18 protein-coding genes are annotated in these 14,409 nt (G+C 68.9%); 6 read left to right on the plus strand and 12 right to left on the minus strand.

What is annotated here, in order from left to right; translation table 11 throughout:
- Nucleotides 1-24: 24 nt before the first annotated feature.
- The 6 genes from KF889_12695 to KF889_12720 are packed head-to-tail and all read right to left on the minus strand — an operon-like array spanning nucleotide 25 to nucleotide 4,752.
- Entirely contained in the window at nucleotides 25-492 is a 468-nt protein-coding gene (locus tag KF889_12695) for a DUF2147 domain-containing protein (protein ID MBX3500298.1), read from the minus strand.
- The gene (locus KF889_12700) at nucleotides 492-1,271 is read right to left on the minus strand and encodes an SDR family oxidoreductase (GenBank protein MBX3500299.1); all 780 of its coding nucleotides are present in this window, start codon (nucleotides 1,269-1,271) and stop codon (nucleotides 492-494) included. Before KF889_12700 ends, KF889_12695 begins: the two co-directional genes overlap by 1 nt.
- Nucleotides 1,272-1,305: 34 nt before the next feature.
- Nucleotides 1,306-1,995 (minus strand): hypothetical protein, encoded by a 690-nt coding sequence (locus KF889_12705; GenBank protein ID MBX3500300.1) that lies wholly within the window; start codon nucleotides 1,993-1,995, stop codon nucleotides 1,306-1,308.
- A complete protein-coding gene (locus tag KF889_12710; protein ID MBX3500301.1) occupies nucleotides 1,992-3,074 on the minus strand; it encodes an AI-2E family transporter in 1,083 nt (360 codons plus the stop codon). Before KF889_12710 ends, KF889_12705 begins: the two co-directional genes overlap by 4 nt.
- On the minus strand, nucleotides 3,071-3,658 hold the full coding sequence (locus KF889_12715; GenBank protein ID MBX3500302.1) for a CDP-alcohol phosphatidyltransferase family protein: 588 nt from the start codon (nucleotides 3,656-3,658) through the stop codon (nucleotides 3,071-3,073). The genes KF889_12710 and KF889_12715 overlap by 4 nt, the downstream gene beginning before the upstream one ends.
- A gap of 8 nt (nucleotides 3,659-3,666) precedes the next feature.
- Nucleotides 3,667-4,752, minus strand: coding sequence for a DUF2066 domain-containing protein (locus tag KF889_12720; protein ID MBX3500303.1), 1,086 nt, complete (start codon nucleotides 4,750-4,752; stop codon nucleotides 3,667-3,669).
- A gap of 59 nt (nucleotides 4,753-4,811) precedes the next feature.
- Here KF889_12720 and purM point away from each other — a divergent pair, with 59 nt between their 5' ends.
- The 4 genes from purM to KF889_12740 all read left to right on the plus strand — a co-directional run bounded on the left by purM (nucleotide 4,812) and on the right by KF889_12740 (nucleotide 7,387).
- Nucleotides 4,812-5,903, plus strand: a complete 1,092-nt coding sequence (gene purM, locus KF889_12725; GenBank protein ID MBX3500304.1) for a phosphoribosylformylglycinamidine cyclo-ligase — start codon at nucleotides 4,812-4,814, stop codon at nucleotides 5,901-5,903.
- Nucleotides 5,891-6,550: a phosphoribosylglycinamide formyltransferase gene (locus KF889_12730; protein ID MBX3500305.1), complete on the plus strand. Its 660-nt coding sequence runs from the start codon at nucleotides 5,891-5,893 to the stop codon at nucleotides 6,548-6,550. Before purM ends, KF889_12730 begins: the two co-directional genes overlap by 13 nt.
- The gene (locus tag KF889_12735) at nucleotides 6,550-7,113 is read left to right on the plus strand and encodes a HutD family protein (protein MBX3500306.1); all 564 of its coding nucleotides are present in this window, start codon (nucleotides 6,550-6,552) and stop codon (nucleotides 7,111-7,113) included. Before KF889_12730 ends, KF889_12735 begins: the two co-directional genes overlap by 1 nt.
- 70 nt (nucleotides 7,114-7,183) lie before the next feature.
- Nucleotides 7,184-7,387: an aa3-type cytochrome c oxidase subunit IV gene (locus KF889_12740; protein MBX3500307.1), complete on the plus strand. Its 204-nt coding sequence runs from the start codon at nucleotides 7,184-7,186 to the stop codon at nucleotides 7,385-7,387.
- A 74-nt stretch (nucleotides 7,388-7,461) separates the two neighbouring features.
- On the opposite strand, the gene ndk is transcribed toward KF889_12740, so the two are convergent.
- Entirely contained in the window at nucleotides 7,462-7,884 is a 423-nt protein-coding gene (gene ndk / locus KF889_12745) for a nucleoside-diphosphate kinase (protein MBX3500308.1), read from the minus strand.
- 258 nt (nucleotides 7,885-8,142) lie between these two features.
- Here ndk and KF889_12750 point away from each other — a divergent pair, with 258 nt between their 5' ends.
- A complete protein-coding gene (locus KF889_12750; GenBank protein ID MBX3500309.1) occupies nucleotides 8,143-10,074 on the plus strand; it encodes an ABC-F family ATP-binding cassette domain-containing protein in 1,932 nt (643 codons plus the stop codon).
- 91 nt (nucleotides 10,075-10,165) lie between these two features.
- On the opposite strand, the gene KF889_12755 is transcribed toward KF889_12750, so the two are convergent.
- From KF889_12755 to KF889_12770, 4 genes are all read right to left on the minus strand, one after another.
- The gene (locus KF889_12755; protein MBX3500310.1) at nucleotides 10,166-10,780 is read right to left on the minus strand and encodes an HAD-IA family hydrolase; all 615 of its coding nucleotides are present in this window, start codon (nucleotides 10,778-10,780) and stop codon (nucleotides 10,166-10,168) included.
- The gene (locus tag KF889_12760) at nucleotides 10,781-12,031 is read right to left on the minus strand and encodes an MFS transporter (GenBank protein ID MBX3500311.1); all 1,251 of its coding nucleotides are present in this window, start codon (nucleotides 12,029-12,031) and stop codon (nucleotides 10,781-10,783) included.
- Nucleotides 12,032-12,144: 113 nt separating this feature from the next.
- Nucleotides 12,145-12,417 (minus strand): hypothetical protein, encoded by a 273-nt coding sequence (locus KF889_12765; GenBank protein MBX3500312.1) that lies wholly within the window; start codon nucleotides 12,415-12,417, stop codon nucleotides 12,145-12,147.
- Nucleotides 12,418-12,490: 73 nt separating this feature from the next.
- A complete protein-coding gene (locus KF889_12770) occupies nucleotides 12,491-12,757 on the minus strand; it encodes a hypothetical protein (protein MBX3500313.1) in 267 nt (88 codons plus the stop codon).
- A gap of 127 nt (nucleotides 12,758-12,884) precedes the next feature.
- Here KF889_12770 and KF889_12775 point away from each other — a divergent pair, with 127 nt between their 5' ends.
- On the plus strand, nucleotides 12,885-13,919 hold the full coding sequence (locus tag KF889_12775) for a cyclase family protein (protein MBX3500314.1): 1,035 nt from the start codon (nucleotides 12,885-12,887) through the stop codon (nucleotides 13,917-13,919).
- Between the two features lie 39 nt (nucleotides 13,920-13,958).
- Here KF889_12775 and KF889_12780 read toward each other — a convergent pair whose 3' ends face one another.
- The gene (locus tag KF889_12780; GenBank protein MBX3500315.1) at nucleotides 13,959-14,408 is read right to left on the minus strand and encodes a DNA polymerase III subunit chi; all 450 of its coding nucleotides are present in this window, start codon (nucleotides 14,406-14,408) and stop codon (nucleotides 13,959-13,961) included.
- Nucleotide 14,409 lies beyond the last annotated feature (1 nt).

Here is a 14,409-nt window from a genome sequence, read left to right on the forward strand (position 1 = left end):
AAAACCCCGCTCTCCCCTCTCGCCCTACCGTACGCGCGTCCAGATCTGCGTCTTGCCGAGGATCGGCGCGCCGACATAGCCGCGCAGGCGAAGCGTGCCGTCGGCCTGCAGCGACAGATTGGCCCTGTAGGTCTTGCCGTCCTCGGCGCTGTAGATCGCGCCTTCCTCGAAGCTGTTGGCCGTCGATGCCGGCTTGAAATTGTAGAGGAACACCATCTGCAGCACCCTGCGCGCGCGCAGCCCGGGATCCGGATTGCGATGATCGACCGCGTCCTCGGGCTTCACCGGCTTGCCGTCGGCGCCCTTGGGATCGAGCAGCCGCACGACGCGGCCGCAGACCGGGCCATTCGCCGCGTCGGGGCACCTGTAGATCTCGACATGCGCCGACTTCGACGCGGTCAGCCACACGCCGTAGATGTCGGCCGCGGCCGCCGGCGACGCCGCCAGCGCGCCGGCCAGAACGGCCGGCGCCGTGGTCCACGCCAGGCGCATCAATAGGTGCCCGGATACTGGCCGCCATCCATCAGCACGTTCTGGCCAGTGATGTAGCCGGCATGCACGCTGCACAGGAAGGCGCAGGCGGCGCCGAACTCGTCGGCCGTGCCGAAGCGGCCGGCGGGATGCGCCGCGGCCGCCTGATCGCGCTCCTGCTCGAAGCTGCGATTGTTCATGCGCGCGCGCGCCACCATGGTGCCGCGCAGGCGGTCGGTGTCGAACGGCCCGGGCAGCAGGCCGTTGATGGTGACGCCGTGCTTCACCGTCTTGCGCGCGATGCCGGCGACGAAGCCGGTGAGCCCGCTGCGCGCGCCGTTGCTCAGCCCCAGCACGTCGATCGGCGCCTTCACCGAGCTCGAGGTGATGTTGACGATGCGCCCGAAGCCGCGCTTCATCATGCCGTCGACCGTCGCCTTGATCAGCTCGATCGGGGTCAGCATGTTGGCGTCGATCGCCTTGATCCAGTGATCGCGCGTCCACTCCCGGAAATCGCCCGGCGGCGGGCCGCCGGCGTTGTTGATCACGATGTCCGGCTCGGGGCAGGCCTGGAGCACGGCGGCGCGGCCCTCCGGCGTGGTGATGTCGATGGCCACCGCCGTGACCTTCGCACCCGTGGCCTTGCGGATCTCCTCCGCCGTCGCCTCCAGCTCGCTCGCCGTGCGCGCATTGATCACCAGGTCGACGCCCTCGCGCGCCAGATGCATGGCGCAGCCCTTGCCCAGGCCCTTGCTGGCGGCGCAGACGATGGCCTTGCGGCCCTTGATACCGAGATCCATGAAGCTCCTCCCAGGTTGCGGTGGCGAGCCTAGCCTATCCGTCGTCCGCGGCGAACAGTTCCGACAGCAGCTTGACCGAGACCGGGCGCTTCTGCGCCAGCGCCTGATGATCGGCGGCGTCGACGATGGCGCGCGCGGCCGCCAGCGAGCGGTCCATCCGGCGGATCAGGAAGGCGATCGCCTCGGCGCCGATCTGCACCTGGCGGTCGCGGAACAGCTTCACCAGCACCGCCGCGAGCAGGGCGTCGTCGGGTGCCTCGATGGCGGCGACCTGCGCCGTGCGCAGGCGCGATGCGAGATCCGCCAGCGCCACCGGCCAGCGCGACGGCGGCTCGGCGGCGGCCATCGCCAGCCAGCCGCCGCGTTCGCGCAGCCAGTTGAACAGGTGGAAGAGCTGGCGTTCACGATCGGCGTCGCCGGCGACGGCCTGCGCGTCGTCAAGCGCCACGGCCGTGGCGTCGCCGATCGCATCGAGCACGGCGGCGAAGGCGGCGGTCGAGAGATCGGCCGGCGTCAGCAGGCGCGCGCGCGCCTGCTCGGCCCAGATACGCAGCAGGTGGGTCTTGCCGCTGCCCGACGGACCGGCCAGCGCCAGGGCCGGGCCGGGCCAATCGGGCCAGCGCTCGATCCATGCCAGTGCGACGGCGTTGGCCTCGGCCGGCAGGAAGTCGTCGCGGCGATACGAAGGTTCGCCCGCCAGGTCGAGCGGCAATTGTCGGGTCATGCCGTCGGCGGCGTGTCCTCCGCGCCGCGGTAGTACGGGCTCTCGCGATAGCGGGCGACGAAGAAGCGCACGATGACCCCGAGCACGGCGGCGACCGGCACCGACAGCAGCAGGCCGACGAAGCCGAACAGGGCGCCGCCCGCCAGCAGCGCGAACATCAGCCAGACGGCATGCACGCCGACGCGGTCGCCGACCAGCTTGGGCGTGAGGATGTTGCCTTCGAGGAACTGGCCGAGCGCGAAGATCGCCAGCACGATTGCCACCTTGATCCATTCGGGAGGGAATTGTGCCAGCGCCATGCCGATCGCCAGGATGGCGCCGACCCAGCTGCCGACGAAGGGGATGAAGGCGATCACGCCGATGATCAGGCCGATGATCAGGCCGAACTCGAGACCGACGATCATCAGGGTCACGCTGTAGAAGACCGCCAGCGACAGGCAGACGATCGCCTGGCCGCGAACATAGCCACCGACGGCGCGGTTGGAGTCGCGGGCGATGCGGCGGATGGCCGGCGCCTGGTTGCGCGGCAGCAGCCCATCGGCGACGGCGATCAGGCGCGGCCAGTCGCGCATCAGGTAGAAGGCGACGACCGGCGTCAGGAAGACCAGCGCCAGGACGTTCAGCACGGCGAAGCCCTGGCTGAGGATGCCGGCCAGGAACGTGCCGACGAACTTCAGCGCATCGCCGGCGATGCCGGCGGCGCCTTCGGCATTGGGCCCGGTGCCGGGGACCATGCCCAGGCGCTCGCGCAGCGGATCGAGCAGCGGCTGGAACCGCTGGTACAGGCGCGCGATGTATTGCGGCACCTTGGCCGCGAGGCTCTGCGCCTGGTCGGCGATCATCGGCGCGACCGCCAGCACCATGCCGATGCCGAGCAGTGAGACCAGCGCCAGGGTGACCAGCGTGGCCGCGGTGCGCGAGCGCAGCGGCTTCTCCAGCCGCTCGACGATGGGATCGAGGAAATAGGCGATGGCGATGCCGGCCACGAACGGCAGCAGAACGTCGCGCAGCAGCCACAGCGCGGCGACGAACAGCGCGCCGCCGATCAGCCAGAACCTCAGATGCCTAGTCGCGCTCATGCGTCCCCATCGCTCGATCTGCCGGCCATCGTGTCGTCCCACGCCCCGACGCGCCGCCACCATGTCACCACATAGGCGGCGCCCGACAGGACCGTCGTCGCCGCCACGCCGTAAATCGCCACCCTGAGCGCCGGCGTCTGGTGAAATCCGAAAGCGAGTTCGGCCAGCACCCAGACGGCGAGCGCGATCTGCGCGGCGGTGTTGATCTTGCTGATCATCATCGGCTGCATCTGCAGACTGTTCGTCACGATGCGCACGAGCAGGGCTCCGCCGACGATCACGACGTCGCGGAAAGCGACGAGCGCGACCAGCCATACCGGCAGGAAGCCGTAGGCCGCCAGCACGACGTAGGTCGTCACCAGCAGCGCCTTGTCGGCGATCGGGTCAAGATAGGCGCCCAGCACGCTGCGGAGGTTCAAACGCTTGGCGAGGAAGCCGTCGAGCGCATCGGAGAGGCCGGCCGACAGGAAGATCCAGAACGCCGCGGCGTGCTCGGCGGCGACGATCGCCCAGACCATCGCCGGTGCACAGGCCAGCCGCGCCAGGCTGAGCGCGTTGGGCAGTTGCGCGAGGATGCTGCGCATCGCGGCGATCAGCGCTCGACGATCACGTACTGGCCATCCTGCTCGCGCAGAGCCAGCTTGAGCTGGCCGAGCGCCTTCTCGAACTGCTCGCGCGTGCCGAAATGCTCGATCCGCACGTAGGCCTGCTCGCTCTCCAGCGCCCGCACGTCGACGCGACGGATGATCGGCGAGTTCTGCAGCCGCTTGCGCGTCTTGATCCAGTCGGCCAGCGCCTTGATCGGGACCACCGCCTCGACGGCGCTGGCCCCGTCGCGCGATACCGCGGCGATCGCCTTGTAGTCCTCCTCGATGCGCGTGCGCAGGCGCACCGCCGCCTCGAGCAGCTTGGTTGCGGCGACGCCGTTGACCTGCGGCTGATCGAAGCGATCGCCGATCGTCAGGTCGTACAGTGCGGCCGAGATCGTGTAGGGACCCTCGGGCTCGCCGGTCGCGATCACGACCAAGACGCGCCTGGCCTGGTAACGTTCAGCCAGCTTGGCGATCGCCGCCATGTCGCCGACGAAGGCCTGCTCAGGACTCATCGTATCGAGGTCGGGCTGGTCGGCCTTGATGAGCGTCATCGGCACGATACCGTCGACCGCCGAGACCCGCGTCCAGGCTTCGCGCCACTCCGTGTGGTCCTCGAGCGGCGACACGCCGAGCTTCGAGCGCACCAGGGGCACGACCAGGACCGGCGTCGCCATGCGGTCGACGAACGCGACCCCGGCGCCGCCCAGATAGCTGCGGATCTGGTCGGGCACGAAGGCGATCCGCAGGGTTGCGACATAGCGGTTGACCGAGGGCCGCTCATTCTCGATCTCGAAGCCGCTGACCATGGCCTCGATCTGCGCCGGCTCCAGCGGCGGCAACTTTTCCACATCCGCCTCGGCGACCAGACGGCGGATCAGCAGCGACAGCGCTTTCTTCTCGGCTTCGGGCAGGGCCCTTTCGCGCGCCTTGACCGGGTCCGGGCCGGCGACGTCGATCTGAACGCCGCCGACGGTGAAGATGGGATCGCCGCGCTGCGCCAAGGCGGTGGGCACCGCCAGGACCAGTGCCAACCCCAGCGCGATGATCAGTCGCGGCACGCGGCGGAAGGTCAGGAGCGGCGCCATTGCAATGCCTCGACGATGGAGTATTTTCGCGCCCGATTTCTAGCACGATCGGGCGCCGCTTGAACCCGCCTTCCCGCGACCACAACAATCCCCCGCTCACCTACAAGGCCGCCGGTGTCGATATCGATGCTGGCGACGCACTGGTCGACCACATCAAGCCGCTGGCGAAATCGACCGACCGGCGCGGCACCATGGGCGGGCTGGGCGGCTTCGGCGCCCTGTTCGACCTCAAGGCCGCCGGCTTCAGGGACCCGATCCTCGTATCCGGCACCGACGGCGTCGGCACCAAGCTGAAGCTGGCCATCGAGAGCGGTATCCACGACACGGTCGGCATCGATCTTGTCGCCATGTGCGTCAACGACATCGTCGTGCAGGGCGCCGAGCCGCTGTTCTTCCTCGATTACTACGCCACCGGCAGGCTCGAGGTCGAGGCCGCGCGGGCGGTGGTCGCCGGCATCGCCGAGGGCTGCCGCCAGGCCGGCTGCGCCCTGGTCGGCGGCGAGACCGCCGAGATGCCGGGCATGTACGGCGAGGGCGACTACGACCTGGCGGGCTTCGCCGTCGGCGCCGCCGAGCGCGACGATCTGCTGCCGCGCGCCTTCATCAGGCCGGGCGATGTGGTGCTGGCCCTGCCCTCGGTCGGCGCGCATTCCAACGGCTTTTCGCTGGTGCGCAAGATCGTGGAGCGCAGCGGGCTGCAGTTCGACGCGCCGGCGCCCTTCGCGCCCGATGCCGGCCTGGCACGCGCCCTGCTGACGCCGACACGCATCTATGTGCGCGCCGCGCTGGCGGCGATCCGCGGCACGGGCGCAGTCAAGGCGCTGGCGCACATCACCGGCGGCGGCCTGCCCGGCAACGTGCCGCGCGTGCTGCCGGACGGCATGCGTGTGGCGCTGGACGCCGCGCGCTGGCGCGTGCCGCCGGTGTTCCGCTGGCTGCGCGAAGTCGGCAACGTGCCGACGAGCGACATGCTCGACACCTTCAACTGCGGCATCGGCATGGTCGTGATCGTGGCGCCCGAGGATTCCGCGCGCGTGCGCGAGTCGTTTAGCGAAGCGGGTCAGGAGAGCCTCGAGGTCGGAGTCGTCGAAACCCATGACGGCGAGGCGGATTGCGTGGTGGCCAGCGCGGACTCCCTATGGCGAAGCTGAAGGCCGGCATCCTGATCTCCGGTCGCGGCTCGAATATGGCGGCGTTGATCGCCGCCACCCGCACCGAGGACTTCCCGGCCGAGATCGCCCTGGTGGTCAGCAACCGCGCTGATGCTGGCGGCCTGGTAATGGCGCGCGAGGCGGGTGTGCCGACGGCGGTGATCTCGCATCGCGACTACCCGGACCGCGAGAGCTTCGACCGCGCCATCAGTGCCGATCTGGAGAGCGCGGGTGTCGATATCGTCTGCCTCGCCGGCTTCATGCGCATCTTCAGCCCGTGGTTTCCGGCACGCTGGCCCAACCGCATCCTCAACATCCATCCCTCGCTGCTGCCCTCGTTCAAGGGCCTGAAGGTGCAGCAGCAGGCGATCGACGCCAACGCGCGGGTCAGCGGCTGCACCGTGCACATCGTCACCAGCGATCTCGACGACGGCCCGACCGTGGCGCAGGCCGCCGTGCCGGTGCTGGCCACCGACGACGCCGACTCGCTGTCCGCCCGCATCCTCGCCACCGAGCACGAGCTTTACCCGCTGGTGCTGCGCTGGTTCGCAGAGGGTCGCGTGCGGCTGGAGCCGCGCGAGGGCCTGCCGCCGCGTGTCGTGATCCAGGGCGTGCCGCCCGACGCGGCCCTGCTCTGGCGGCCGTGATGGAGCGCGTACGAGTCGCGGCGCTGCCCAGGACGCCGTGGCGCAATGGTGGAGGCACGACCACCGCGCTCGCCGCCGAGCCGGAGGGCGCCTCCTTCGACGATTGCCTGTGGCGGGTCGATGTCTCGGACATCGGCCGCGCCGGTCCGTTCTCGCATCTTGCCGGCCTCGACCGTACGCTCGTGCCACTGGCTTCGGGCCTGGTCCTCACCATCGACGGCAGGCGCCACGAGCTGGCGCCGTTCGAACCCTTTGCGTTCTCCGGCGACAGCACGACGACCTGCGACACTGCCGCGCCGCTTCAGGCTCTCAACGCGCTCGCACGGCGCGGCAAGGCCGCCACGAGCGTCGGGCGCTGGCCCGGCGCCGGCCGGATCAGGGGGCCCGGCACGCTGGTCTTTCATGTCGTGCGTGGCGGCTTCAGCGTGGTCGAGGGCGGCGATCGGCCGACCCAGGTCGACGCTGGTTCGGCGGCCCTGGTTCGGGCGCTCGGGCAGCCCGTCGCCTTCGAGCCGACGGCGGCGTGGTCGCTGGCTCTCAGTGTGCTGATCCGCCTCGCCTGACGGGCCTTGCGGCGACCGGGCCCTTGGCTATAAGGAACCAGACCTGACTTCCAGCTCTTGGGGGCATCGAATGGCCGACAGCGAGTTCGACATGCGCGCGCATCGCGAGACCTATGCGGGCGTGATGAAGCTCACGACGTTCACCATCGCCGCGCTGATCGTGATCGTGGTCGGGCTGGCCTTCGGCCTGATCGCCAAGCTGCCGCTGATCGGCTTCGGCGGCATGATCTTCGGCCTCATCGCACTGACCTTCTGGGCGATGATCAGCGATTGACCGCACGATCGGCGGCCTGCAAGCAGAAAGCGGCCCTTCCGGGCCGCTTCGTCGTTTCGGAGCCGCTCAGCGACTCAGCCGACGATCTCGTTGCCGGCGAAGAAATAGGCGATCTCGGTCGCGGCGTTCTCCGGCGAATCCGAGCCGTGGACCGAGTTGGCCTCGATCGACTCGGCGAAATCCTTGCGGATGGTGCCGGCGGCGGCATTGGCCGGGTTGGTGGCGCCCATGATGTCGCGGTTCCTGGCGATGGCGTTCTCGCCCTCCAGAACCTGGATCACCACTGGCCCCGAGGTCATGAACGACACCAGGTCCTTGAAGAACGGCCGGGCCCTGTGCACGCCGTAGAAGGTCTCGGCCTGCTGCTGGGTCATCCAGATCCGCCGCTGCGCGACGATCCGCAAGCCGGCATCCTCGAAGCGGGCATTGATCTTGCCCGTGAGGTTGCGACGGGTGGCGTCCGGCTTGATGATCGAAAACGTGCGCTCAAGGGCCATGTCATTGCTCCGCCTGCGGAAAAGTGGGCGGCTTATAGACGCAAAGACGGGCCGGCGGCAACCAGCCGCCGACGCTCTTTATCCCTACCTTCCCCCGGAGAGGGAAGGTGGCGCGCAGCGCCGGATAGGGGATGTTGAAGACGGACTCCCGCGTTCGTCTTCGACATCCCCCTTCCGCCCTTCGGGCACCTTCCCCCTCCGGGGGAAGGTAGACTGACTTTGAGACGCGAGAGCGCCTGTGCTAGAGCCGCGCCCGCCATGCTGCACATCAATGACCTCACCTACCGCGTCGCCGGGCGGCTGCTCTTCGAGCGCGCCACGGCGGCGATCGCGGCCGGCCATCGCATCGGCCTGGTGGGGCGCAACGGCACCGGCAAGTCGACCCTGCTGCGCCTGATCCGCGGCGATATCGCGGCCGATGGCGGCGGGGTTTCGGTGCCGCAGAGCGCCCGGGTCGGCGAGGTGGCCCAGGAGGCACCGGGCGGCCCGACCCTGGTGATCGACGAGGTGCTGGCCGCCGACCGGGAGCGCGCCGCCCTGCTGGCCGAGGCCGAGCACGCCACCGACGCGCACCGCATCGCCGAGATCCACGAGCGGCTGATCGACATCGGTGCGCATGCCGCGCCATCCAAGGCCGCGACCATCCTCAACGGCCTGGGCTTCGACCACGAAGCCCAGAATCGCCCGCTGGAGGAATTTTCCGGTGGCTGGCGCACGCGCGTCGGGCTCGCCTGTGCGCTGTTCGCCGAACCCGACCTGCTGCTGCTCGACGAGCCCAGCAACCACCTCGACATCGAGGCCAGGCTGTGGCTCGCCGACTACCTGCGCACCTATCCGCGCACCCTGATCCTGGTCAGCCACGACCGTGAGCTGCTCAACGCGGTATGCACGGGCATCGTGCACATCGACAACCTCAAGCTGGTCTCCTACGCCGGCAATTACGACCGCTTCGAGCGCACCAGGCGCGAGCAGGCCGAGCGGCTGGCGAGCATGGCGGCGCGGCAGATGGCCGAGCGCAAGCGCATCCAGACCTTCATCGACCGCTTCAAGGCCAAGGCGACCAAGGCACGACAGGCGCAATCGCGCGTCAAGCTGCTGGAAAAGATGGAACCGATCGTGCCGATGGCCGAGGAAACGACGATCGAGTTCAGCTTCCCGCAGCCGCAGAAGCTGGCGCCGCCGATCATCACCATGGATCACGCCGCCGTCGGCTATGTCGAGCACACGCCGGTGCTGTCGAAGCTCGATCTGCGCATCGACATGGACGATCGCATCGCGCTTCTGGGCCAGAACGGCAACGGCAAGTCGACCTTCATCCGCCTGCTGGCCGATCGCCTCAAGCCGATGACCGGTGTGCTGCGCCGCTCCGGAAAGCTGCGCGTCGGCTACTTCTCGCAGCAGCAGGAGGAGGAGCTCGATTTCGAGGCGACACCCTTCGAGCTGATGCGCCGGCTGATGCCGCTGGAGCCGCCGGTCAAGGTGCGCGCCCAGCTCGGCCGCTTCATGTTCTCGGCCGACAAGGCCGATCGCAAGGTGAAGTCGCTATCGGGCGGCGAGAAGACGCGCCTGCTCTTCGCGTTGATGACCAAGGATGCGCCGCACATCCTGATGCTCGACGAGCCGACCAACCATCTCGACATGGATTCGCGCTCCGCCCTCGTCGAGGCGCTCAACGAGTACGACGGCGCGGTGATCCTGGTGAGCCACGATTCCTCGCTGGTGCGCCTCGTGGCCGACCAGCTCTGGCTGGTGGCCGACGGCACCTGCAAGGTCTTCGACGGCGATCTCGACGACTACGAGCGCAGCCTGTTGCGCGAGCGCCGCGGCGAGCGCCCCGAGGAAAAGCCGAGCAAGCCGGCCCCGGTCGCCGCCGTGGCGGCGGTCGAGGCCACGTCAGCGGCGGCGCGCAAGGACCGCAAGCGGGTCGATGCCGAAACGCGCCAGCGCCTGGCGCCGCTGCGCCGCGCGCTCGAGCGGGCCGAGAAGAACGTCGCGGCGATCGAGGCCAAGCGGACCGAGGTCACCGGCAAGCTCGCCGACCCGTCGCTGTACGAAGGCTCGGGCGAGGCGGTGCGGCGCCTGCAGATCGAGATGGGCCACCTGCAGCGCGATCTCACCGCCGCCGAGGAAGCCTGGGTCGCCGCCCAGGAAGCGCTCGATGCGGCGCAGGCGGAAGCCGACGCGGCCTGACACGTTCTGTCGTCCTGAGCGTAGCGAAGGACCCAGCGGTGTTCGTCTCACAACCGCTGGATCCTTCGCTACGCTCAGGATGACAGTTGGATCAGCCGTCCGCCGCGAGAAACTCCTCGATCTGCCGGCGATCGCGATAGAGGTAGGAGCGCCAACCGCAGACGCGCGCGCCGTCGACATTGGCGGCGGCATCGTCGAAGAACGCGATCGAGCGCGCGGTGCTCACCCCCATGCGCTGCTGGGCGATGGTGAAGAACACACGGTCGGGCTTGCACACGCCCAGGGCTGCCGAATACAGCACCTCGCTGATGCCCTCGCCCAGCACGCCGGTCTGGCGCAGGTATTCGACGCGGTGATGCTCCTGGTTGGTGGCAATGAACACGCGGCCGCCGGTGCGCGCGCTCCAGGCGCGCACCAGCGCGAGCAGCTCCTCGTCGATCAGACGGTCGTGGTCGAACCAGTAGCTGACGAATTCCTCGACGCGGTTGCCCAGACCGATGGTCTCGAAGTACTCGCCCAGCGCCGCAAAAAGGTCGCGCCGGCCACGCAGCACGTCGTGGAAGCCGGTGCGAAAGAACCCGGCGGCCAGTTGCTCGTGCGTGAAGCCCCAATCGGCTTCGAGATCGCGGTGCCAGGGTGTCGGGCCGAACGGATCGCTACGGTTCACCACGCCGTCCAGATCGAGGACCAGGACGGTGCCGGCCATCTACGCCGCCGCCAGCTTGTGCGCCTGGGACACGCGGCGCACCTGCAGCACCGAGATCATCGCCATTGCAAACAGCACGGCGGTCATGATCAGGATACCCTGCGGCATGCCGTGATCCATCATGTAACCGAAGATCAGCGGCCCGATCGCCGAGCCGATGTCGAGGCCGGAATAGACGAAGCCGAAGACCTTGCCCGCGGCGCCAGGCGGCGTCGCGCCGCGCACGATCATATCGCGCGACGGGCCGGTGCAGCCGGCGCAGAAGCCGGCCAGCGCCATGACGATCGCCGTGCCGATGAACGGCAAGGCCAGTGTCGCGGCGAAGCCCATCAGCAGCGCCGCCGACAGCAGACCGCCGGCCGCGACCCGATCATGGCGTTGCGTGCGGTCGGCGAGCCAGCCGCCTGCGATGACGCCGCAGGCGCTGCCGACATAGTAGGCGATCACCGCGTTGGCGGCCGTCTTGGGCGTGACGCTGTAGAGCGAAGCCAGCGCCTGCGAGCCGAAGGCGTTGATGCTGGGTCCGGTCATGGCGGTGAAGATGAAGTAGACCAGGCACATCAGGATCGGCGCCGAGAACAGCACCGCCAGCGACACCGAGCCGGCGCCGCGCGCGCCGTGCCGTGCGCCACCCGACGCCGACGCCGCGGGGCTTGGCACACGGTGGTCGAGGAAGAGATGCGCGCTCGCGGCCACGATCATCGCCATGGCGATGCCGATGGTGCCGGCGATCATCGCGGCGTAGCGCCAGCCCACGGTCTCCGACAGGAACCACATCAGCGCGATCGCCGCCGGCCAGCCCAGGGTGCCGAACAGGCCATGCGTGCCATAGGCGCGGCCCAAACGCGGCTGCGAGACCGAGGCGTTGAGGATGGCGAAGTCGCAGGGGTGGAAGACGCAGTTGCCGATGCCGGCCACCACCGCCAGCACCACGAGGTGCCAGTAGCTCTGGGCGAAGCCGGCCAGCGCCAACGCCGCGCCGATCAGCGCCAGGCCTGCGATCAGCAGGCGTCGGGCGCCGTAGCGGTCGACGGCGATCCCGGCCAGCATCTGGCCGATGCACGACGTCACGGAGAGCACGGTCAGCAGCGCGCCGAGCTCGGTGAAGGACACCTGGAATGCGTCCTTCATCGGCACGAAGAGCGGCGGCAGCGCCTGCTGATAGAAGTGGCTGATGCCGTGGGCCATGCCGATCAGGCCCATCACCTGGAAATCGCGACGCGGAGAATTGTCGAGAGCTGACGCCGTCATGCCGGTCCTTGTAGCCGCCGCGCGGCGAACGGGACCGCGTCAGAATGTCCGCATTGTGGGCGAAGCCACCGCCCGGCGGCTCATTCAAACGGCATGGCTGCCATGCCGCCGGGTCAGCGTTGGGGCAGCGGGATCCGGACGCGCTGCAGCTTGACCTCAAGGATCGGAATGCCCTCGGCGAAACGGCCGTTGCGACAACGGTCGACCGCCAGGTCGGCCATGCCGTCGCGCACCGTGCCGCCGCGTCGAGTCGGGTAGGCGACGTAGCGGCCGTGCATGTCGAAGAGCTGCTCGCAATAGGCCAGGTCGCGGTCCGCCTGCGGCCCCTGTGCCGCGGCTATTGGCGCGACCAGCACAACGCCCAGTGCGATGATGGCTGTCCTCATGGGTATCCTCCTCGTCAGCCGCAATTCTGGACGGCGACTGAGGCACGATCATGGCCCGAAGGCGGCCGGCGCATCAGCGCGTCGGCAGGGTGAATCGGCCGTCGCGCAGCTTCCTCTCGAGGACGGCGATGCCGGTTGCCGTGTTGCCACGACGGCACTGTTCGACGGCGGCGATGGCGTCGACACCGCCACTCGAGCGGCTCTCGCCGCGTGGCGCGAGGTAGCGATCCCAGGTGGCGAAAAGTCTTTCGCAATAGGCGAGGCCGCCCGACCCGGTCTGGGCCAGGGCGATGCTGGTCAGCGACAGGCCAAGGACGGCCGCCACGATCACTCTGAACATGGAGTCCCCGATGGTTGGACCGGCGCAGTCTGCGCTCGTCGGCCCCGGGAATGGTGTCACATCGCCTTGAACTCAACGCACCTTGAACCGCCGTGATAGGCTCCGCTCCATCGATGACGGAGGAAACATGACGAAGCGCTGGAAGCATCGGCCGGAAGGCTCGACCTGGGGCGACTGGGGCGACGACGACCAGCTCGGCCGGCTGAACCTGATCACGCCGGAGAAGGTCAGGCAGGGCGTCGCCGAGGTGAAGGAAGGGCTGAGCTTCTGCCTGTCGCTGGCGCTCGACCATCCTGGCGGCAACGTGCTGAACCCGCGCCGCCTGCCGCCGGTGCTATCGCCGACCGGAGACGAGAACGGCTGGCGCTTCAACTTCCTGACGAAGAATGTCGATCCGCGCTTCATCGATGTTGCCTGCGACGATCGCGTCATGCTCACCCTTCAGTACTCGACGCAGTGGGACACGCTGGCCCATGTCGGCGCCATGTTCGACGCCGACGGCGACGGCGTGCCCGAAGCGCTCTACTACAACGGATTCAGGGCCGGCGAGGACATCTGCGGCCCCGGCCCGTCGGCCGACATCGACGGCTGCGGCCACACCTCCTACGCGCGCAAGCTGGGCGTCGAGAACATGGCGGTGAAGGCGATCCAGGGCCGCGGCGTCCTGCTCGACCTCGAAAAGCACTATGGCCGCGGCCATGTCTACGTCGACTACGACATGTTCATGCGCGCCATGGACGCCGATAGGGTGGTCGTCGAGAAGGGCGACATGCTGCTGCTGCACACCGCCTTCACCGTCGAGGTGATGGCGATGAACAAGACGCCGACCGATCGCGTGCATGCGATGTGCTGCGTGCTCGACGGACGCGACGACAGGCTGCTGCAATGGATCAGCGACAGCGGCATCTCAGCCCTGATCGCCGATAATTACGGCGTCGAGGCGGTGCCGGCACGCCCGGGCAAGGGCGACCGGCATCCTTCGCTGCCGCTGCATCATCACTGCCTGTTCAAGCTCGGCCTGAATCTCGGCGAGATCTGGTGGTTGCACGACCTGGCGCTGTGGCTGCGCAAGGCGGGCCGCTCGCGCTTCCTTCTCACCGCCCCGCCGCTGCGCCTGCCCGGCGCGGTCGGCTCGCCGGCGACCCCTGTGGCGACGGTTTAGGCCCTCGTTCGGGCACGTCCACAACGTGCCCGAATCCGCCTACGCCTTCTTCTCCCAGCCGCCGCGCTCGCCCTGCTGCCAGTATTCGAGCGTGTGGCCGGCCTCCTTGTAGCCGCGCCAGCGCTCGCGCGCGTCGGCGACCACGGCGTCGTCGCGGCCGTCGAAGATCTCCGACACGCGCTCCCATTCCTGCGGCCGCGCCGCGCGCGCGCCGTCGGCGACGAACAGGAACTGCGCGGCGTTGGGATTTTCCTCGACATGGGTGAGCCAGATTGGCTGGCGCTCGGCGTTGCCGTCTCGCGCCGCGCCATGCGCCAGGAAGCTGGCCTGATCGTAGGTCCACAGATGGGCGTTGAGCGCCTCGACGCGCTCGGCCGAGCCCAGCAGCACAACCGCGCGCTTGCCCGCCTGCAACGTGCGTTCGAGCAGGCGCGGCAGCACTTCCTCGATGCCGCCGCGCGTGAGGTGATAGAAGCGGATGTCGCTCAGC

This window comes from Alphaproteobacteria bacterium (assembly GCA_019635875.1).
Taxonomy (GTDB): Bacteria; Pseudomonadota; Alphaproteobacteria; order Reyranellales; family Reyranellaceae; genus JAFAZJ01.